The sequence below is a fragment of the Ferrovibrio sp. GW821-FHT12E11 genome (assembly GCF_058806975.1).
This window is the reverse complement of record NZ_JBXAQG010000001.1, coordinates 630,340-647,929: the sequence shown is the minus strand read 5'-3', so window position 1 is coordinate 647,929 and position 17,590 is coordinate 630,340. Positions and strand designations below refer to the sequence as shown.

Here is a 17,590-nt window from a genome sequence, read left to right as displayed (position 1 = left end):
CCGCCTGGACATCTGCATGCTGTTCCGCCGCGCCCCGCATCCGATTGAAGCCGAGCTGCCGCGCCTGCGTCGCTTCGCGCTGGCGCTGACGCGCAGCCGAGATGGTGCCGACGACCTGGTGCAGGACTGTATCGAGCGGGCGCTTGGCGCCTGGGGCACGCGGCGCGGCGATGCCGGCAGCCTGCGGCCCTGGCTGTTCGCCATCCTGCATAACCGCTGGCGCAGCCGGTCGCTGCGCGAAGGCAGCCGGCCCGACGGGAATGCGCTGGAGGATGCAGCCGAACCGCAGGCCAGCGGCGGACAATGGGAGCGCCTGGAATTGCGCGACATGGATGCCGCATTGGCCCTGCTGCCCGAGGACTGGCGCGCCCTGCTGCTGTTGGTCGTGGTGGAAGGTTTGAGTTATGAGGATGCGGCGAAGGTGCAGGATATTCCGGTTGGCACCGTGATGTCGCGGCTGGCGCGGGCGCGTGATCGTCTGCGTCGTCTGATGGATGGCGAACCGCCGGAAGGCAGGGATGGCCAGGCGGTTCATCTGAGGAGAGTGAAATGACCGGCGATGCTGCAAGGACCGTGACCGAGGCGGATCTGCAGGCCTATGTCGATGACCGTCTGCCGGCCCATCGCCGCGCCGATGTGGAGGCGTATCTGGCCCTGCATGCCGAGGATGCGGCGAAGGTTGCCGCCTGGCAGCAGCAGACCGAAGATCTGCGCGCGCATTTTGCCCCGGCACTGGATGAGCCGGTGCCGGCCGAACTGGCGGCATTGTTTGCCATCCAGCGTCAGCGCAGTGCAGCGACGGCCCGGATGCTGCGCATCGCCGCGCTGCTGCTGGTTGCCGTGCTGAGCGCCGGCGCCGGCTGGTTCGGTCGCGGCTATATGTCGCCCGCCGTCACGGCGGCGGGCCTGCCGCAGGAAGCGACGCGGGCGCATCTGATATACAGCCGCGAAGTGCTGCATCCGGTGGAAGTCACCGCCAAGGAAGAGCAGCATCTGGTCGCCTGGCTGTCCAAGCGTGTCGGCACGGCGCTGAAGGTGCCCAGCCTGATCGCCCAGGGCTACGGGCTGGTGGGCGGCCGCCTGCTGCCGGCCTCCAGCGGCAATCATGCTGCCGCGCAATTCATGTACGAAAATCGCCAGGGCCAGCGTCTGACACTCTATGTGCGCTCGGGCGAGGGCGGCACGGATACGTCTTTCCGCTTCGCCGGCGAAGGCAGTGCGGCAGCTTTCTACTGGGTCGATGGCGGTTTCGGTTACGCCCTGACCGGCGAGAGCGGCCGCGAAGCCCTGCTGCCGGTGGCGCGCGTGGTCTACGAACAGCTCAGCCGCTGACCGGTTTTTACAGGCGGCCGAGGCCGGCCTGGCGCAGCAGTGCCGCACCCAGCGGATGCGAGGGGTTGGCGCCATCGAACTTGATGGTGAAGTGATCGGCACCCTTGATGCGCAGCAGGCTGGCATTGGTGCCGGCATCGCGCAGCGCCTGATGGAAATCCACGCTCTGGGCGATCCAGCCCTCCGGCTCGGCATCGCCGCAGGCGACCAGCACCGGCCCGGTGACGCGTCCAGTCAGCTTCAGCGACTGGCGCGCCAGGCTGTTGCGCACGGCCATGGCGCCATCCAGCCGGATATCCGCATTGACGCTGACATGCAGCACCGGTTCCAGTTCATAGACGCCGCTGACCAGGCCTAGTGATGCAATGGGTGGCTGAGGAGGAAGATCGCTAGGCCAGGGTGCGGCGGCCATCATGGCGGCCAGATGCGCACCGGCCGAATGGCCGATGACATGGATTTTCGTCGGATCGGCGCCCCAGTCCGCGGCGCGGCTGGCGATATGCACCAGCGCATCCTGCATCTGGCGCACGATGGCATCGATGGTGACGGCAGGGCAGAGATCGTAGTTCAGGTTTACCACGACAGCGCCGGCCTTCACGAAGGGTACGATGGCAAAGGTGGTGGTGTTCTTGTCGAGCCCACGCCAGTAGCCGCCATGGATGAAGACCACCAGCGGTGCATTGGGCTTCACGACGGCAGGCTTGTGCAGATCGTAGGTCTGCAGCGGGCCCGGTCCGTAGCGCAGGTCGTAGTCGCCGCCGATCTCGGCCTTGGCCAGGGCCGAGCGTTCGACATAGGCGTTGAAATGCTGCTCGAAAGCCGGCACGGCCTTGCGCGGGTTGAACTGCGCCTCGATCTGTTCGGAGGAAAGGCCGCGCCAGTCGAAGCTGCTCATGTCGGGTTCAATCCTTGTAGGTGCCGGCCACGCGGGCGCGGGTTTTCAGCAGGGCCAATACGGTATCGATGGTCGGCGTGGCGATGTTCAGCTTGCCGGCCAGCTCGGCGATGACACCGATCAAGGCGCCGATTTCCATCGGCCGTTCGGCTTCCAGGTCCTGCAGCATCGAGGTCTTGTGCGGACCGACCTTCTGCGCCGCATCCATGCGCTGGGCGATGGTCATCGGGAACTGGATGCCGAGCGCTTCGCCGATCTTCTGCGCTTCGGTCATCATGCCGCCGAGCACCGCTCTCGCATCCGGATCGGCCGCCAGTCCGCCGAGCGTGCCATGGGTGAGCACGCTGACCGGGTTGAAGGAAAGGTTGCCCCACAGCTTGGTCCAGATCTCCTGGCGGATGTTGTCCACGACGGGGGCGTCTATGCCCGCTTCTGTTAGGATTTTGCTCAACTGCTGCACGCGCGCGGATTTGCTGCCATCCGGTTCGCCGATCGGCAGCCGGCTGCCGCCGCTATGGCTGATCACGCCGGGTGCGGAAATGGCGCCGGCAACCCAGACCACGCTGCCGATGGCGCGCTCCGGTCCGATCAGCGACCATTGCCGGTCACCGGGATCGACGGAGGCCAGTCGCGTGCCATCCAGCGGACCGCCGTGACGATAGAAATACCAGTAGGGCATGCCGTTCATCGCCGTAATCATGGCGGTATCGGGTCCGAACAGCGGCAGCATCTTCTGCGCCATGTCGGGTACCGCCGGCGCTTTCAGGCTGAGGATCACCACATCCTGCGCACCGGCTTCGGCCGGATCGTCGGTGCAGGCCGGATGGGTGGTGAACCGCCCACCTGCGGTCTCCACCGTCAGGCCATGGGCGCGGATGGCGTCGCGATGGGCGCCACGGGCGATCAGGGTCACCTCATGGCCGGCACGTGCCAGCAGGCCGCCAAAATAGCCGCCGATGGCGCCCGCACCCACGATAGCGATCTTCATCTCAGGCTGCCTCGATATTGGGACGATGCTGGGCCATCCAGTTGGTCAGGCGTTCGCGTTCCAGTGCGGTGGCCCAAAGGCCGCATTTGGTGCGACGCCAGAGCACATCGTCGGCCTCGCGCGCCCATTCATGGCGCATCAGGTAATCCACCTCGCGGGCATAGAGCCCGCCGCCGAAATGCTCGCCCAGATCGACGGCCCATTGCGCGTCGCCCAGAATGGCATTGACCGCGGCGCCATGCCGGCGCGCCAGGCGGGTCAGCCAGGCCGGGTCGAGGCCGGGATAACGATGCTTCAGATCGGCGACAAAGGCTTCGAAGGTGAGGGCGCCGAGATCGCCGCCCGGCAGTGGCTGGGTGCCCGACCAGCTTTTGCCCATCTTGGGATAGAAGGGCAGAAGCTTGTCCATCACCTGCTCCGACAGGCGGCGCGCCGTCGTCAGCTTGCCGCCATAGACCGACAACAGCGGCGGCTCACCGGTTTTGGCGTCGAGGTCCAGCACATAGTCACGCGTAATGGCGGAGGGGTCGCTGTCGCCATCGTCATACAGCGGGCGTACGCCGGAATAGGACCAGACGATCATGTCGCGGGTCACGTCCTGCCTGAAATACTCGCTGGCGGCTTCAAGAAGGTAGGTGGTTTCCTCCTCGCTGATGCGCGGTGGGCCATTCAGTTTTTCGAGCTGCACGTCGGTAGTGCCGACCAGGGTGAAGTCGCGCTCGTAGGGAATGGCGAAGATGATGCGGTTGTCGGCATTCTGGAAAATGTAGCAGTGGTCGCCATCGAACAGCTTTTTCGTCACGATATGGCTGCCCTTGATCAGCCGGACACTGTTCTTCGGCGTCTGGCGGAAGGCGCCTGTCAGTGTCTCGCGTACCCAGGGACCGCCGGCATTGACGATGCCGCGCGCCGTCACCTGCCGCGTGCTGCCATCGATCTGGTCGGTCAGCGTCGCATGCCACAGGCCGCCTTCGCGTTTTGCGGCTGTCACCGCGGTGCGGGTGTGGATCTGCGCGCCCTTCTGCCGGGCGCTCATGGCGTTCAGCACCACGAGACGCGCATCGTCGACCCAGCAGTCGGAATATTCGAAGCCACGCTTGAATTTCGATTTCAGTGGTTTGCCACGCAGGTCGCCGCTCTCGAAGTCGACGCCGATGGAGCCGGGCAGGGTCTGGCGGCCAGCCAGGTGATCGTACAGGAACAGGCCGATACGGATCATCCAGGCCGGACGCAGGCCCGGATGATGCGGCAGCACGAAACGCAGCGGCCAGATGATATGCGGCGCCATCTTCATCAGCACTTCGCGCTCGCCGAGCGCTTCCCGCACCAGACGGAATTCGTAATGCTCCAGATAGCGCAGGCCGCCATGGATCAGCTTGGTGGCGGCGGAAGAGGTGGCGCCGGCCAGATCGCCGCGTTCCGCCAGGACAACGCTGAGGCCGCGGCCGGAGGCGTCGCGGGCAATACCGGTCCCGTTGACGCCGCCGCCGATAATCAACAGATCGGCAGGTTCAGAAGACATTGAAAACAACCGCTGGAAGGCTGGAAAGCGGCCTTTATACGGTCACGCTCACTTGCTGTGCAAGGTCGAGGTCCAGGCGGCCGCGCCGGGCGGCGCTGCGATAGGCGCCCAGGGCCGCATTTCGGGCCTCGGCCGGGGGCTCGGCCTCCTCGGTCTGGGCCAGTTGCTGGGTATGGTAGGTGTTGACCCCGAAGGCTTCGCGCCAGGCGCGCCGGCGCTCCAGATGGGGTGGAATCTCGATCGTCGGATCGGCGGCCTCGCCACGGTCGCTGCGCCGCCGCAGCAGTTCCATCACGCCCGGGCTGGCGCTGCGGGTCTTTTGCAGCAGGCTGCTGCCCTGGGTGGAGGGAGAATCGCCGGTTTCGGTGCGGAAGGGTTCCGCGGTCGTACGCTGGCGTTTACGGGTTTCGGAGGCGGAATCCGGCTGCGCGCCCGCAGGCGTGACCCCGATCCCAATAACCGCCGGATTGACCATGAAACCCCGTCCTTAAGCCCCGGACTCAAGCAGGGATTCGGTAAACGCGAGGTTAATCATGTAAAATTGTGACCGGGTTTTACGGCCGATCCAGGCGATAAACGTCCACCATGCCCATGCGGCCCTTCACAGCCAGCCGGCCGACCAGCGGCGGCGGCGGCTCCAGCCGAGCCAGGCCCACGGTCTGGGCACTGGCGAGGGCGATGAACGGCTCGTGCGCCAGCTGGTGATCGTGGCCAAGCTGTTCCAGGCGCTGGGCCGTGTTCACCGTGTCGCCGACCACGGTGTAGTTGATCCGGCCGGGCGCCCCGATATTGCCGACCACCGCCGGCCCGGAATGCAGGCCGATGCGCATGCGCAGGGTTGGTTTGCCCAGCATGGCCCGGCGGGCATTGTCGGCCGCCAGCGCCTGACAGATCGCCATCACCGCCCGGCAGGCATGGGCGGCATGGTCTTCATCGCGCTTGATCGCGCCCCACACGGCCATGACGGCATCGCCGATGAACTTGTCGACAATGCCGTTCTCGGCTTCGATACAGGCGGTGACCAGGGCGAAATGGTCGTTGAGGATTTCCGCCGTCTCCTCGGCGCTCATCTGCTCCGACATGGCGGTGAAGCCGACCAGATCGGTGAAGATGACGGTGACGTCGCGCAGCTTGCTGACATTGACGGCATCCTCGCCCTCGCGCACCAGGCGGTTGACCAGCTTGCGCGGCACGTAGTTGCCGAACCAGTGCAGCGCCGCATTGGCAGCGTTGATGGCCTGTCCGGCGTCGTCCAGCTCGCGCAGACGCGTGCGATCCAGCGGCGGCGCATCGAAGTCGAGGTTGCGCAAACGGTTGGCGGCAGCGCCGATGGCCAGCAGCGGCCGGCGGATCAGATGCGCGAGACGCCAGGCGATCAGCAGCGACAGCACCAGACTGAGCAGGCCGACGGCGGCGGCCAGCTGCAGGCGACTGATTTCGCGGTCGATCTGGTCGAAGGCGAAATAGCGGCCGACCAGCCAGGGCTTGTCGCCGAAGCTGGTGATGCGGCGATAGACAAAAATCCACTGGCGGCCTTCGGCTTCGATGATATGGGCGCTGTCGGCATCGCCGAGCAGGCTGCGCGCCATCACGCGGTCGAGCCGGCCGCTCCAGATGCGGCGCAGCACGGGATCGTGAATCTTGTTCAGGCGCGGAACCGGGTTCTCCATCGAGAGGCCGTATTCGTGATTCAGCAGCGTGGGATGCGCCAGCACGAAATCGTCGTCATAGAGGATGAAGTTGGCGGCTTCGTTGTCGACGCTGTCGGTCTCGATCAGCCGCGACAGCGTCACCAGCGACACCACGGCCAGCACCTGACCGACGAAGACCTTGTCGATCACCACCGGCGCCTGGGCATTGATCAGGGCCTGGCCGATTTCGGGATTCCAGATCAGGTCGCCCCAGTGCACCGGCTTGTCATGCAGGTCGGGCCGGTTCTGCAGTTCGAACAGGCGGCGCAGCGCCTCCAGCCGCGCGGCCGCGTCGGGGTAGTCGCGCAGGCTGTCATGCAGGGCCAGCAGGTTGCCGTTCTGGCGGATCACGCGGGTGGCGATGGTGTCATTGCGCAGGAAGCCGAGGGCGTCGACCTGTGGCAGGGCGTCCAGGGCCGCGCTCATGTAATCGGTCAGGCGGCCGAGGTCGTTGACGCCGATCTGTTTGCGCTGCAATCGGGTGCGCAACGCTTCCACCTGGTCGGCGGCCGGGTCCAGCTGGTCGCGGGTGCGCTCGACAAGCTGGTTGACGATGCGGTCGTTGCGGTCGCGCAGCAGTTCCACCGTATTGAGGCGGCCGCTCAGCATGGCAATGCCATAAGCGATGCCGGCCAGCACGACGAGCAGGCCGACCGCCATGGTCAGGACAAAGGTGATGGACGGGCGCACGCGCACCCGGCGCGAGCCGGACTTCACTGGAGGCGGATTGGCAGGCGGGAGTGTGGCCCGCTCACCCCTTGGTTCGGGCAAGAGCTTCGACCTGCTTGCGCAGATCTTCCATCTGCTTTTTCAGGGTATCGACCTCGGCGGGCTTTTCACCAGCGGCGGCCTTGTCGGCATCGAGAGAGTCGCTGCCCGCCACGAAGGGGTTGAACAGCGTCATGGCGCGCTGGAACATCTGCATGTTGTTGCGGCCCATTTCCTCGATGCTGCGGAACGGGAACATCTCGCCGAAGGCTTCGGCCATATACTGGCGCATCTCGTCCTGATTGCGCTGGAACGAGGCCATCGAGATTTCGAGATAGCTCGGCACCAGGGTCTGCAGGCTGTCGCCGTAGAAGGTGATCAGGCGGCGGAGGAAACCGATCGGCAGCAGCTGCTGGCCGACCTTCGATTCTTCCTCGAAGATGATCTGGGTCAGCACGCCGCGGGTGATGTCTTCGCCGGTCTTGGCGTCCTCGACCAGGAAATCCTGACCGTCCTTCACCATCTGGCAGAGGTTTTCGAGCGTCACGTATGAGGACGTCGCCGTGTTGTACAGCCGCCGGTTTGCATACTTTTTGATCTTGATCGGCGCTGCTGTCGTCTGCTCGGTCTCGGCCACGGTTCCCACGCTCCCTAGGTCTGTTATCACACATCTTCGCGCGTATTCCTTTGTATACGCAAGTCTCTTGTGCGCCGCGAAAGGGTGGCCGGGAAAGCGCGCTTGGGTGTAGGCTGCACCCTATGAGCGATCCCAAGTCAGGTTCCGGCGAAGGCGATGCCCAGGCGCTGGCGCAGCGCTTTCTCGATCTTTGGCAGGAGCAGGCCGGCCTGCTGGCCACCGACCCGAAACTGGCTGAATTGTCGGCCACCTGGCTCAATCTCTGGAAGCAGGGCGCGGCCGCCGCGGGTCAGGCGACGGGGCAGCCCCAGACGGCAGGGCAGCCATGGGCCTGGGCTGCGGGGCAAGGAGGCGGAAATGTCGCAAAACCAGCACCCGGAGCCGCAACGCCTCGGCCCGCGTCCGCTGCCGCTGCATCTGGCGACGGCCAACCTGATGTTGCTGAGCTCGCTCGCCGTCTGGCCGACTGCGAGGCACGCCTCGCCGCACTGGAATCCGCAGCTGCAGGCCCGGTTCGCCGCGCTGGCGCCGGACCTGGCAAGCGTCGACCCAAGTGACTTCACCGCGGAACTGATCCACGCCGGCCTGGCGCGGCTGACCGCCATGAGCGGCGCCATGCTGCGGTATCGCCAGCATGAGTATCAGCGCCGGTTGCCCGATCCGCCGGTGCTGTGGCGCGAGGGCAGCAGCCGGCTTTTGTCGTTTGCCGATGATGGCCTTCCGGTACTGCTGGTGCCCTCGCTGGTCAATCGGTCCTATATCCTCGATCTGGCCGAGGGCCAGAGTCTGGCGCGCTGGCTGCCGCAGCAGGGTCTGAGGCCCTTCCTGCTCGACTGGGGCGATCCGGGCGAGACAGAGCAGCGCTTCGACCTGACCGCCTATATCGCCCGCCAGGTGCGGGCGCTGGCCGCCGTAAAGCAGGCCGCCGGCCGTGCGCCGGTACTGCTGGGCTACTGCATGGGCGGCAACCTGACGCTGGCTGCCGCGCTGCAGGCGCCTGACGATGTTGCGGCGCTTGCCTTGCTGGCAACGCCCTGGGATTTCCATGCCGGCGGCGCCCATCACGCAGCGCTGGTGCAGGCTCTGGCACCGGCGCTGGTGCCGCCGCCTGCATCTGCCGCCGATGCGCCGCCGCCGATGCTGGATGTCGATACGCTGCAGGGTTTCTTCTGGGCGCTCGATCCGCTCACCGCCCTGAAGAAGTTCACGCTGTTCCAGGCGATGCCGCCGGGCGGCGATGCCGAACGCCGCTTCGTGGCGATGGAAGACTGGCTGAATGATGGCGTGCCGCTCGCCGGCCCGGTGGCGCGCGACTGCCTGCTTGGCTGGTATGGCGACAATCTGCCGGTGCAGGGGCGCTGGAAGGTCGCCGGGCGTGCGGTGCGGCCGCAGGACTGGCGCAAGGATACGCTGGTGGTGCTGCCCGAACGCGACAAGCTGGTGCCCAAGGAAGGGGCTGCCGCTTTACTGGGCCAGTTGCCGCATGGGCAACGACTGGATGCGGCCAGCGGCCATATCGGCATGGTGGCCGGCCCGCGTGCCGAGACCGGGCTGTGGCAGCCGCTGGCCGCCTGGCTGCGGCAGGCCTCTGCTCTGCCGACGGAGCAGTCCGCAAAGCCGGTACGCCGTCGCAAGACCAAAGTGCAAGCCTGAGCCACGCTTTTGCCGGGGCGCAGGTCTTGCCGCAGTTGCGAAAAGACCGCTATCGTTTCGTCAAAATCAACGTCTCGACCTATATCAACTATATAAGTCCAGTCTGGAGGGACATCCCATGACCGATATCGTCATTGCCAGCGCCGCGCGCACGCCGGTCGGCTCCTTCAACGGTGCGCTCAGCGGCGTGCCTGCGCATTATCTCGGCCAGGTCGCCATCGATGGTGCGCTCAAGCGCGCTGGGGTTGCCGCCGCCGATGTCAGCGAAGTCATCATGGGGCAGATCCTGACGGCGGCGCAGGGCCAGAATCCGGCACGCCAGGCGTCGATCAATGCCGGCCTGCCGGTGGAAGTGCCGGCCTGGGGCGTCAACATGCTCTGCGGCTCGGGCCTGCGCGCGGTCGCGCTGGGCTTCCAGGCGATCAAGAACGGTGACAGCGAGATCGTGGTTGCCGGCGGCCAGGAAAGCATGAGCCAGGCACCGCATGCGGCCTACCTGCGCGCCGGCCACAAGATGGGCGACCTCGGTTTCATCGACACCATGATCCGCGACGGTCTGTGGGATGCCTTCAACGGCTATCACATGGGCAACACGGCCGAGAACGTGGCCAAGCAGTTCCAGATCACCCGCGACCAGCAGGATGAATTCGCCGCCAGGAGTCAGAACAAGGCGGAAGCCGCGCAGAAGGCTGGCAAGTTCAAGGACGAGATCGTTCCCGTCACCATCAAGGGCCGCAAGGGCGACACCGTGGTGGAGAATGACGAATACATCCGTCATGGCTCCACCGTGGAAGCCATGAAGGCGCTGCGTCCGGCTTTCGCCAAGGATGGCTCGGTGACGGCGGGCAATGCATCCGGCATCAACGATGGCGCCGCTGCCGTGGTGCTGATGAGTGCGGACGAAGCCAAGAAGCGCGGCGTGAAGCCGCTGGCCCGCATCGTCAGCTGGGCGCAGTCGGGCGTCGATCCGTCGATCATGGGCACTGGCCCGATCCCGGCGTCGCGTGCGGCGCTGAAGAAGGCCGGCTGGAAGGCCAGCGATCTCGATCTCGTCGAGGCCAACGAGGCCTTCGCCGCGCAGGCCTGCGCCGTGAACAAGGATATGGGCTGGGATACCGACAAGGTGAACGTCAATGGCGGCGCCATCGCCATCGGCCATCCCATCGGCGCTTCGGGCGCCCGCGTGCTGGTGACGCTGCTTTATGAAATGCAGCGCCGCGATGCCAAGAAAGGCCTGGCCACGCTTTGCATCGGCGGCGGCATGGGCATTGCGATGTGCATCGAGCGCGACTGATCGCATGAAGAAAAAGGCCGGGAGGGGAGATCCCGGCCTTTTTTCTGTACCGGAATTGCCAAAATCTGACGCCATAACAGCAAAAAAGTATTCAACAGGAGGATCATCATGTCTCGCGTAGCGATTGTCACTGGCGGCACCCGAGGGATCGGCGCTGCGATTTCCCGTCTGCTGCATCAGAGTGGGTACAAGGTTGCAGCGAACTATGCGGGCAACACCGAACGCGCCAAGGCCTTCGAGTCTGAAACCGGCATCAAGACCTATCAGTGGAATGTCGCTGATTTCGACGAATGCCAGAACGGCGTCAAACAGGTGGAGCGCGACCTTGGGCCGATCGATGTCATCGTCAACAATGCCGGCATCACCCGCGATGGCACCATGCATCGCATGGGGCATGACCAGTGGCAGGCGGTGATCGATGCCAATCTGGGTGGCTGTTTCAACATGTGCCGCGCCGCCATCGACGGCATGCGCGAACGCGGCTTCGGCCGCATCGTCAATATCGGTTCGATCAATGGCCAGGCCGGCCAGTACGGCCAGGTGAATTATGCGGCGGCCAAGTCCGGCATCCATGGCTTCACCAAGGCTCTGGCGCAGGAAGGTGCAGCGCGCGGCATTACCGTGAACGCGATTGCGCCCGGCTATATCGATACCGACATGGTGGCTGCCGTGCCGGCCAATGTGCTGGAGAAGATCGTCGCCAAGATTCCGGTCGGCCGGCTGGGCCGCGCCGAGGAAATCGCCCGCGGCGTGCTGTTCCTGGTGGCCGACGAAGGCGGGTTCATCACCGGCTCGACGCTCAGCATCAACGGCGGCCAGCATATGTATTGAGGCCGGGCAATCCGGCGGTACTAGGCCCGCAGCGCAAGCTGCGGGCTTTTTTCATGTCTGCGGCGGATCCAGGGGCGCCAGGGCCACCAGCAGGAAACCGATCCTGTCGTCATGGCCCGTGAACGGCAGGATCAGGCGTTCCACGGTGATGAATTCGCGCCGCGGCCCCATGAAGGGCGAACGGCTGGCATGGGGCTCGCCGCTGGCGATCACCGCCTCCATGCGGGTTATCGCCAGGCGAATCTCGGGCGTATCGCCCAGCGTGTCGAGGAAACGGCCGGTCGGGTCGTAGCCGAACAGTTCGGCCACGCCGGTCCCGGCCACCCGGTAGCGATAGCGCATGGGATCGCCCGGATGCAGTTCGATATAGAGCAGCCAGGGCAGGATGCCGCCCGGCAGGGTCAGCGGATCAATTGTGCTGCGTGGCGGCGCACGCCCGTCCGGCAGGCGGTGGCCGCTCCAGTAATCCAGAAGCCGCAGCAGCAGAGGGCTGGTAAGATCGGCCGGCAGCATTGATAAGCGGCACCAAAGCAGCAAAGACAGTCCAACGTTGCATCGCCCCCGGCTTAAGTAAAGGAAAACCGCTGTTTCCGCTGATCACACCGGCGTCAGATTTTTTTAGTCACAACCACGGCTAACACAAATCCGCCATGATCGGAGCAGAGCTTAACGCTGAAAGCAGTCCCAAGGAGGCTGTGCCATGCTTCGTAGTGCCATCGCCTGTTCCGCCCTTATCGTTGCCGCCGGCGTCATGCTGTCACCGGCGCCGGCCAAGGCCGACAGCTTCTCGTTCGGCTATTCTTCGGGTGACTACCGGCGCGGCTATTACGGGCCGCCACGCTACCACCACCATTACCACCGCCCGCCGCCGCGCTATTCCTATTATCGCTACGACTATTACGCGCCGCCGCCCCCGGTGATGTATGTTCCGCCGCCGGTGGTTTATGCGCCGCCGCCAGTCTATGCCGCACCCCAGGTCTATGCTGCGCCGCCAATGATATCGGCCGCACCGGCTTCCCCGGTTTATGTCGCGCCGAATGGCCAGTATTGCCGCGAGTATCAGGGCGGCGTCTCGGTTGGCGGCTCGCACCAGCGTGGTTATGGGACTGCCTGTCTGATGCCGGACGGCGCCTGGCGCGTCATGAACTGACCGTTTTCCCGCTGTCGGCGTGACCACAGTTTGGTCACGCCCATGGGCATCTGCCGTCGCTACCTCAGTAGGGTGGCAACGGCAGAGGAGGCGGGTGTGGCGGCAGACCGGAAAACCTATCTGAAGCAAGGCTATCGCCACATTGGCGGCTGGCTGTTTCCCTACAGCGCGCAATTCATCGATACGCTGGCGAGCCTGCAGCGCGATGCCGAAATCCCCGGCGGCGTTGGCGAGATCGGCGTGCACCATGGCAAGCTGTTCATCCTGCTGGCCCTGGCCTTGCGAACCGGCGAGAAGGCGGTTGCCATCGATGTCTTCGGCGACCAGCATCTGAACCTCGACCAGTCCGGCGCCGGCGACCGCTTCGTCTTCGAAGGCAACCTCCACCGCTGGCTGCCCGACAGCAGGGCCGTCACCATCCTGCAGCATTCGTCTTTCGACGTCACACCAGAAGCCATCCTCAGAGCCGCCGGCCCCCTGCGGCTGGCATCCATCGACGGCGGTCATACCGAGGCTTGCGTGGTCAACGACTTCGGTCTGATCGAAGCCGTGCTGGCGCCGAAGGGCGTCGTCATTCTGGATGACTGCTTCAATGAATTCTGGCCCGATGTGGCATCGGGTGTGGCGCGCTACATGCTGGCGCCGTCCACCAAGCTGCGGCCCTTCGCCATCACGCCGAACAAGACCTATTTCGCCCTGGCTGACGATGTCGGGTTCTATCGCGGCAAGCTGCGCCACTATGCCGGCTACTATTTCGAAAAGACGGCGCAGATGTTCGGCGGCGATGTCGATATCTACGGCACCCAGGCCTATACCTTCTCGCTGAAAAAGCGGGCCATCGAATGGGTCAAGTCGACCCCGGCCGCGCCCTATGCCCGCGCCCTGCATGCCGCTGTAAAAAACCGGTAACCGCGACTCCAGGTCGCACGGCGCGGTCGGAGCCGGCCCGCTGGCCTGTGCTATACTCGCCCCGATCCATTGCTCCGGGGAAACCATGTCCTTGTCCGCACCCATGCCGGCCGCCGCCGCACCGCCTGTCGTCGAAGACCGCCTGTCGCTGGTGCAGCGCCGGCGCAAGCAGTTCGCCTCCGGCAGTGGCCTGCTTCTGCTGCTGGTCCTGCTGTTCACCGAATCGATGTGGCCGTCGGAAACCGTCCTGCATGAAAGCCTGGAGCTGTTCGGCTATCTGCTGATCGTGCTGTGCATCGCCGGCCGCACCTGGTGCTCGCTGTATATCGGCGGGCGCAAGAAGCAGGTGCTGGTCGATCAGGGGCCGTATTCGATGAGCCGCAATCCGCTCTACCTGTTTTCGGTGATCGGCGGCCTCGGCGTTGGCCTGCAGGCCGGCAATCTGGTAACCGGTCTGGCGCTCGGCCTGTTCGTCTTTGCCCTGTTCAGCGTGGTGATCCTGCAGGAAGAGGCCTTCCTGAAATCCCGCTTTCCGGCCGAGTTTGCCGCCTATGCTGCCCGCGTGCCGCGCTGGGGCCCGCGTCTGGCTGCCTGGCATTCCGATCAGGAACTGACCGTGCAGACCCGTTTCGTGCTGGTCACTTTCCGCGATGCGCTGTGGTTCCTGCTGGCGATTCCGCTTCTGGAGGGAATCGAGATGTTGCAGGATGGTGGCTGGCTGCCGGTGCTGCTGCAACTGCCGTAATTCTCCGCTGTGCGCTGCAGCATGGCAAAATAGCATTTGACGATCGTTTGCCTTGCAAACAATAATCCTCCGTAACAAAAAACCACGGAGGAAATACCATGCGCACCGCTCTTCGCGTCGCGGCCCTGCTGGCTGCCGGCGTTCTGACCGCCCCCTATGCCCAGAATCAGGCCCTGGCCCAGGACAAACCGATCAAGATCGGCGTGCTGAACGACATGTCCAGTGTCTATGCCGATTTCCAGGGCCCGGGTTCGGTGCTGGCGGCGCAGATGGCAGCCGAAGACTACATGAAAACCAGCAAGCGCAAGGTCGAGGTGATCTTCGCCGATCACCAGAACAAGCCCGATGTCGGCGCCAACATGGCGCGCCAGTGGTATGACGTGGACGGCGTCGACGTGATTGCCGATCTGCCCAACTCGGCCGTGGCCCTGGCGGTGAACCAGATCGCAAAAGACAAGAACAAGACCGTGCTCGGCTCCGGCGCCGGCAGTTCGCTGCTGACCGGCGAACAATGCTCGGCCAATTTTGTGCACTGGACCTACGACACCTGGTCCTACGGCCATTCGGCGGCCCGCGCCGCTTTCGATCAGGGCGGCAAGAAGTGGTATTTCATCACGGCCGACTATGCCTTTGGCCATGATCTGGAAAAGCAGGCCAGCGACGAAATCAAAGTGCTGGGCGGCACCATTGTCGGTGCGGCCCGTCATCCGGTCGGTGTCAGCGATTTCAGCTCCTTCCTGCTGCAGGCGCAGTCGTCCGGCGCCGATGTGGTGGCCTTCGCCAATGCCGGCGGCGACCTGACCAATTCGCTGAAGCAGGCCGCCGAATTCGGCCTGGCGGAGAAGCAGCGCATCGTCGGCCTGATCTTCGGTGTCACCAACGTCCCGGCGCTCGGCCTGAAGGCGGTGCAGGGCCTGCAGTCGGTCGCGCCGTTCTACTGGGACATGAATGACGGCACGCGCGAATGGTCCAAGCGCTTCCAGGCCCGCCATGGCAAGAAGATGATGCCGAACGACATGCATGCCGGCGTCTATGCCAGCCTGATGCATTATTTCAAGGCGGTGGACAAGGTGGGCGGGCAGGCCGATGGCCGCGCCGTGGTGGCGGCGATGAAAGCGATGCCGACCGACGACGCACTGTTCGGCAAGGGCACCATCCGTATCGACGGTCGCAAGATGCATCCGATGTATCTGCTGGAAGCCAAGAAGCCGGCCGAGTCCAAGGGCGACTGGGATTACCTGAAGGTGGCGGGCACCGTGCCGGCCGAGAAGGCCTTCCGTCCGCTGGCCGACGGCAATTGCCCGCTGGCGAAGTAAGCCTTTTGAACGCGTGAGACCGGCGCCGGATTGCATCCGGCGCCGGTTGCTTTTCTACTTCTCCGCAACGAAACGCCGGACCCGGCGTTAGTCAGGACCGTTTGCGGAGGACGCTATGAAAATTGTGGCCATCACCGGCGGGGCGCAGGGCATCGGCCGCGGTATTGCGCTCGCCTTCGCCGATGCCGGTTATGCGGTTTCGATCGCCGATCCGGCCCATGATGCCGGCAGCGAACTGCTCGACATCCTGAAAGGTCGCGGCGCCAAAGCCAGTTTCGCGGTGACCGATGTATCCGATCCCGCCGCCGTGGAGGCCTGGATTGCGCAAACCATACGCGAACTGGGTTGCCCCACGGTTCTGGTCAACAATGCCGGCTTCATGATCCGCAAGCCGTTTCTCGATCTGCCGCTGGAAGATTTCGATGCCGTGATCGCCGCCAACCTGCGCGGCACGTTCATCTGCTCCCAGGCGGTGGCGCGCGAGATGGTGAAGCGCGGCGAAAGCGGCGGCTGCATCATCAACATGGCCTCCACGCGCGCTTTCATGTCGGAGCCCGGCACTGAGGGCTATTCGGCGTCCAAGGGCGGCATTGTCGCGCTGACCCATGCAATGGCGATCAGCCTGGGGCCGCAGCGCATCCGGGTGAACAGCATCAGTCCCGGCTGGATCGAGACGCGCGACTGGCAGTATTCCAAACGCGCTGAAACGCCTAAGCATTCGAACGAAGACCGCGAGCAGCATCCGGTCGGCCGCGTCGGCAGCCCTGAGGATATCGCCGAGGCCTGCCTCTATGTCGCGTCAGCGGGCTTCATGACCGGCCAGAACATCGTCATCGACGGCGGCATGAGCGTGAAGATGATTTATGCGGAGTGAAATGGCTGGGGCGGGAGGGATCGAACCTCCGAATGGCGGTACCAAAAACCGCTGCCTTACCGCTTGGCTACGCCCCAGCAGATCCCTGTAGAAACAGGGCAGGTCAAGCGGGGCGGACAATACTGGGGGCGGAAGAGGGTTTCAACCCGCCGCGGTCGCCGCCACCCACCATTTCGGATGGGCGCGACCGATATTGCGGGCGGCGAAATCGGCCTCTTTTCTGTCGGCGAACAGGCCGAAGCAGGTGGCGCCCGAGCCGGACAGCCGCGCCAGCAGGCAGCCGGCCTGGGCCCGGATCGCCGCCAGCACCGGGTCGATCTCCGGCGCCATGAACCGCGCCGGCGCTTCCAGGTCGTTGCGGCGCGCCCGCAGCAGGATGGCCAGATCGGCGGCGCTGTCGGGCCGGCGTTCCAGCGGCTGCGGCGGACCGAAGCGGCCGCCCAGCGCGGCAAAGACATCCCGGGTCTCCAGCGCGATGCCGGGATTGACCAGCACCAGCCAGAGCGGCGGCAGGGTCGGTGCCGGTGTCAGTTGCTCGCCGATCCCTTGCATCAGCGCGGCGCGGCCGAGCAGGCAGGCCGGCACATCGGCGCCGAGCTTGACGGCGGCGCGGCTTAAACCCTCGTCATCCAGTTCGATCTGCCAGAGTGCCCGCAGGGCATGCAGGGCGGCGGCGGCATCGGCCGATCCGCCGCCGATGCCCGAGGCCACCGGCAGGGTCTTGGTCAGCGTCAGGGCCGCACCCTTTGCCGCGCCGGTCTGCAGGTTCATCGGCTGCAGCAGGGCGGCGGCGCGCAGCACTAGGTTGTCGGTCGCATCGGCCTGCAGGATTTTCGCTTGCGGGCCTTCGATGGTCAGGGACAGGTCTTCGGCAGCCGCGGCGGTCACCCGGTCGCAGGCGCCGGCATCCTGCGCAAACACCACCAGGCTTTCGAGGCTGTGATAGCCGCCATGTTCCGCATGGTCTGGGCGTTTGCCGGTGACATGCAGGAACAGGTTGATCTTGGCCGGCGCCAGCCGGCTCAGCGCCGCGGCCGTCATGACG

General features: G+C 65.1%; 18 protein-coding genes and 1 tRNA gene. 10 read left to right on the top strand and 9 right to left on the bottom strand.

The window, feature by feature from the left end:
* Positions 1-16: 16 nt before the first annotated feature.
* A complete protein-coding gene (locus AC1ROT_RS03235; protein ID WP_492970166.1) occupies positions 17-553 on the top strand; it encodes a sigma-70 family RNA polymerase sigma factor in 537 nt (178 codons plus the stop codon).
* The gene (locus AC1ROT_RS03230; protein WP_492997197.1) at positions 550-1,332 is read left to right on the top strand and encodes an anti-sigma factor family protein; all 783 of its coding nucleotides are present in this window, start codon (positions 550-552) and stop codon (positions 1,330-1,332) included. Before AC1ROT_RS03235 ends, AC1ROT_RS03230 begins: the two co-directional genes overlap by 4 nt.
* Positions 1,333-1,339: 7 nt before the next feature.
* Here AC1ROT_RS03230 and AC1ROT_RS03225 read toward each other — a convergent pair whose 3' ends face one another.
* The 6 genes from AC1ROT_RS03225 to phaR all read right to left on the bottom strand — a co-directional run bounded on the left by AC1ROT_RS03225 (position 1,340) and on the right by phaR (position 7,773).
* Positions 1,340-2,227 (bottom strand): alpha/beta hydrolase, encoded by an 888-nt coding sequence (locus AC1ROT_RS03225; RefSeq protein ID WP_492997196.1) that lies wholly within the window; start codon positions 2,225-2,227, stop codon positions 1,340-1,342.
* 7 nt (positions 2,228-2,234) lie between these two features.
* The gene (locus AC1ROT_RS03220) at positions 2,235-3,215 is read right to left on the bottom strand and encodes a 2-dehydropantoate 2-reductase (RefSeq protein ID WP_492970169.1); all 981 of its coding nucleotides are present in this window, start codon (positions 3,213-3,215) and stop codon (positions 2,235-2,237) included.
* A 1-nt stretch (position 3,216) separates the two neighbouring features.
* Positions 3,217-4,737 (bottom strand): glycerol-3-phosphate dehydrogenase, encoded by a 1,521-nt coding sequence (glpD, locus tag AC1ROT_RS03215; protein WP_492970170.1) that lies wholly within the window; start codon positions 4,735-4,737, stop codon positions 3,217-3,219.
* 34 nt (positions 4,738-4,771) lie between these two features.
* Positions 4,772-5,212 carry a hypothetical protein gene (locus tag AC1ROT_RS03210; protein ID WP_492970171.1) on the bottom strand — a complete coding sequence of 147 codons (441 nt, stop codon included), beginning with the start codon at positions 5,210-5,212 and terminating at the stop codon, positions 4,772-4,774.
* A gap of 79 nt (positions 5,213-5,291) precedes the next feature.
* Positions 5,292-7,118: an adenylate/guanylate cyclase domain-containing protein gene (locus AC1ROT_RS03205; protein WP_492970172.1), complete on the bottom strand. Its 1,827-nt coding sequence runs from the start codon at positions 7,116-7,118 to the stop codon at positions 5,292-5,294.
* 61 nt (positions 7,119-7,179) lie between these two features.
* Entirely contained in the window at positions 7,180-7,773 is a 594-nt protein-coding gene (phaR, locus tag AC1ROT_RS03200; RefSeq protein ID WP_492970173.1) for a polyhydroxyalkanoate synthesis repressor PhaR, read from the bottom strand.
* 357 nt (positions 7,774-8,130) lie between these two features.
* On the opposite strand from phaR, the gene AC1ROT_RS03195 reads away from it, so the two are divergent.
* The 3 genes from AC1ROT_RS03195 to phbB all read left to right on the top strand — a co-directional run bounded on the left by AC1ROT_RS03195 (position 8,131) and on the right by phbB (position 11,551).
* Positions 8,131-9,426, top strand: coding sequence for an alpha/beta fold hydrolase (locus AC1ROT_RS03195; protein WP_492997195.1), 1,296 nt, complete (start codon positions 8,131-8,133; stop codon positions 9,424-9,426).
* Positions 9,427-9,544: 118 nt separating this feature from the next.
* The gene (locus AC1ROT_RS03190; RefSeq protein WP_492970175.1) at positions 9,545-10,720 is read left to right on the top strand and encodes an acetyl-CoA C-acetyltransferase; all 1,176 of its coding nucleotides are present in this window, start codon (positions 9,545-9,547) and stop codon (positions 10,718-10,720) included.
* Between the two features lie 108 nt (positions 10,721-10,828).
* Complete coding sequence (gene phbB, locus AC1ROT_RS03185; RefSeq protein ID WP_492970176.1) at positions 10,829-11,551, top strand: acetoacetyl-CoA reductase; 723 nt, start codon at positions 10,829-10,831, stop codon at positions 11,549-11,551.
* Between the two features lie 51 nt (positions 11,552-11,602).
* Here phbB and AC1ROT_RS03180 read toward each other — a convergent pair whose 3' ends face one another.
* Positions 11,603-12,064, bottom strand: a complete 462-nt coding sequence (locus tag AC1ROT_RS03180; RefSeq protein WP_492997194.1) for a PAS domain-containing protein — start codon at positions 12,062-12,064, stop codon at positions 11,603-11,605.
* A gap of 187 nt (positions 12,065-12,251) precedes the next feature.
* On the opposite strand from AC1ROT_RS03180, the gene AC1ROT_RS03175 reads away from it, so the two are divergent.
* The 5 genes from AC1ROT_RS03175 to AC1ROT_RS03155 all read left to right on the top strand — a co-directional run bounded on the left by AC1ROT_RS03175 (position 12,252) and on the right by AC1ROT_RS03155 (position 16,545).
* The gene (locus AC1ROT_RS03175; protein ID WP_492997193.1) at positions 12,252-12,701 is read left to right on the top strand and encodes an RT0821/Lpp0805 family surface protein; all 450 of its coding nucleotides are present in this window, start codon (positions 12,252-12,254) and stop codon (positions 12,699-12,701) included.
* Between the two features lie 96 nt (positions 12,702-12,797).
* The gene (locus tag AC1ROT_RS03170; RefSeq protein ID WP_492997192.1) at positions 12,798-13,610 is read left to right on the top strand and encodes a class I SAM-dependent methyltransferase; all 813 of its coding nucleotides are present in this window, start codon (positions 12,798-12,800) and stop codon (positions 13,608-13,610) included.
* 85 nt (positions 13,611-13,695) lie between these two features.
* The gene (locus AC1ROT_RS03165; RefSeq protein WP_492997191.1) at positions 13,696-14,355 is read left to right on the top strand and encodes a methyltransferase family protein; all 660 of its coding nucleotides are present in this window, start codon (positions 13,696-13,698) and stop codon (positions 14,353-14,355) included.
* 98 nt (positions 14,356-14,453) lie between these two features.
* Positions 14,454-15,671, top strand: a complete 1,218-nt coding sequence (locus tag AC1ROT_RS03160) for an ABC transporter substrate-binding protein (RefSeq protein WP_492970181.1) — start codon at positions 14,454-14,456, stop codon at positions 15,669-15,671.
* Between the two features lie 115 nt (positions 15,672-15,786).
* Positions 15,787-16,545 carry an SDR family NAD(P)-dependent oxidoreductase gene (locus tag AC1ROT_RS03155; protein ID WP_492997190.1) on the top strand — a complete coding sequence of 253 codons (759 nt, stop codon included), beginning with the start codon at positions 15,787-15,789 and terminating at the stop codon, positions 16,543-16,545.
* 2 nt (positions 16,546-16,547) lie between these two features.
* On the opposite strand, the gene AC1ROT_RS03150 is transcribed toward AC1ROT_RS03155, so the two are convergent.
* Positions 16,548-16,622, bottom strand: a tRNA-Gln gene (locus tag AC1ROT_RS03150).
* Positions 16,623-16,686: 64 nt separating this feature from the next.
* Positions 16,687-17,586 (bottom strand): 4-(cytidine 5'-diphospho)-2-C-methyl-D-erythritol kinase, encoded by a 900-nt coding sequence (locus AC1ROT_RS03145; RefSeq protein WP_492997189.1) that lies wholly within the window; start codon positions 17,584-17,586, stop codon positions 16,687-16,689.
* Positions 17,587-17,590: the final 4 nt, after the last annotated feature.

Bases quoted from the DNA above. Each gene is read 5' to 3' on its own strand.
- AC1ROT_RS03235 (WP_492970166.1), top strand. From the start codon at position 17: ATGCTGTTCCGCCGCGCCCCGCATCCGATTGAAGCCGAGCTGCCGCGC.
- AC1ROT_RS03230 (WP_492997197.1), top strand. From the start codon at position 550: ATGACCGGCGATGCTGCAAGGACCGTGACCGAGGCGGATCTGCAGGCC.
- AC1ROT_RS03225 (WP_492997196.1), bottom strand. From the start codon at position 2,227: ATGAGCAGCTTCGACTGGCGCGGCCTTTCCTCCGAACAGATCGAGGCG.
- AC1ROT_RS03220 (WP_492970169.1), bottom strand. From the start codon at position 3,215: ATGAAGATCGCTATCGTGGGTGCGGGCGCCATCGGCGGCTATTTTGGC.
- glpD (WP_492970170.1), bottom strand. From the start codon at position 4,737: ATGTCTTCTGAACCTGCCGATCTGTTGATTATCGGCGGCGGCGTCAAC.
- AC1ROT_RS03210 (WP_492970171.1), bottom strand. From the start codon at position 5,212: ATGGTCAATCCGGCGGTTATTGGGATCGGGGTCACGCCTGCGGGCGCG.
- AC1ROT_RS03195 (WP_492997195.1), top strand. From the start codon at position 8,131: ATGTCGCAAAACCAGCACCCGGAGCCGCAACGCCTCGGCCCGCGTCCG.
- AC1ROT_RS03190 (WP_492970175.1), top strand. From the start codon at position 9,545: ATGACCGATATCGTCATTGCCAGCGCCGCGCGCACGCCGGTCGGCTCC.
- phbB (WP_492970176.1), top strand. From the start codon at position 10,829: ATGTCTCGCGTAGCGATTGTCACTGGCGGCACCCGAGGGATCGGCGCT.
- AC1ROT_RS03180 (WP_492997194.1), bottom strand. From the start codon at position 12,064: ATGCTGCCGGCCGATCTTACCAGCCCTCTGCTGCTGCGGCTTCTGGAT.
- AC1ROT_RS03175 (WP_492997193.1), top strand. From the start codon at position 12,252: ATGCTTCGTAGTGCCATCGCCTGTTCCGCCCTTATCGTTGCCGCCGGC.
- AC1ROT_RS03165 (WP_492997191.1), top strand. From the start codon at position 13,696: ATGTCCTTGTCCGCACCCATGCCGGCCGCCGCCGCACCGCCTGTCGTC.
- AC1ROT_RS03160 (WP_492970181.1), top strand. From the start codon at position 14,454: ATGCGCACCGCTCTTCGCGTCGCGGCCCTGCTGGCTGCCGGCGTTCTG.
- AC1ROT_RS03155 (WP_492997190.1), top strand. From the start codon at position 15,787: ATGAAAATTGTGGCCATCACCGGCGGGGCGCAGGGCATCGGCCGCGGT.
- AC1ROT_RS03145 (WP_492997189.1), bottom strand. From the start codon at position 17,586: ATGACGGCCGCGGCGCTGAGCCGGCTGGCGCCGGCCAAGATCAACCTG.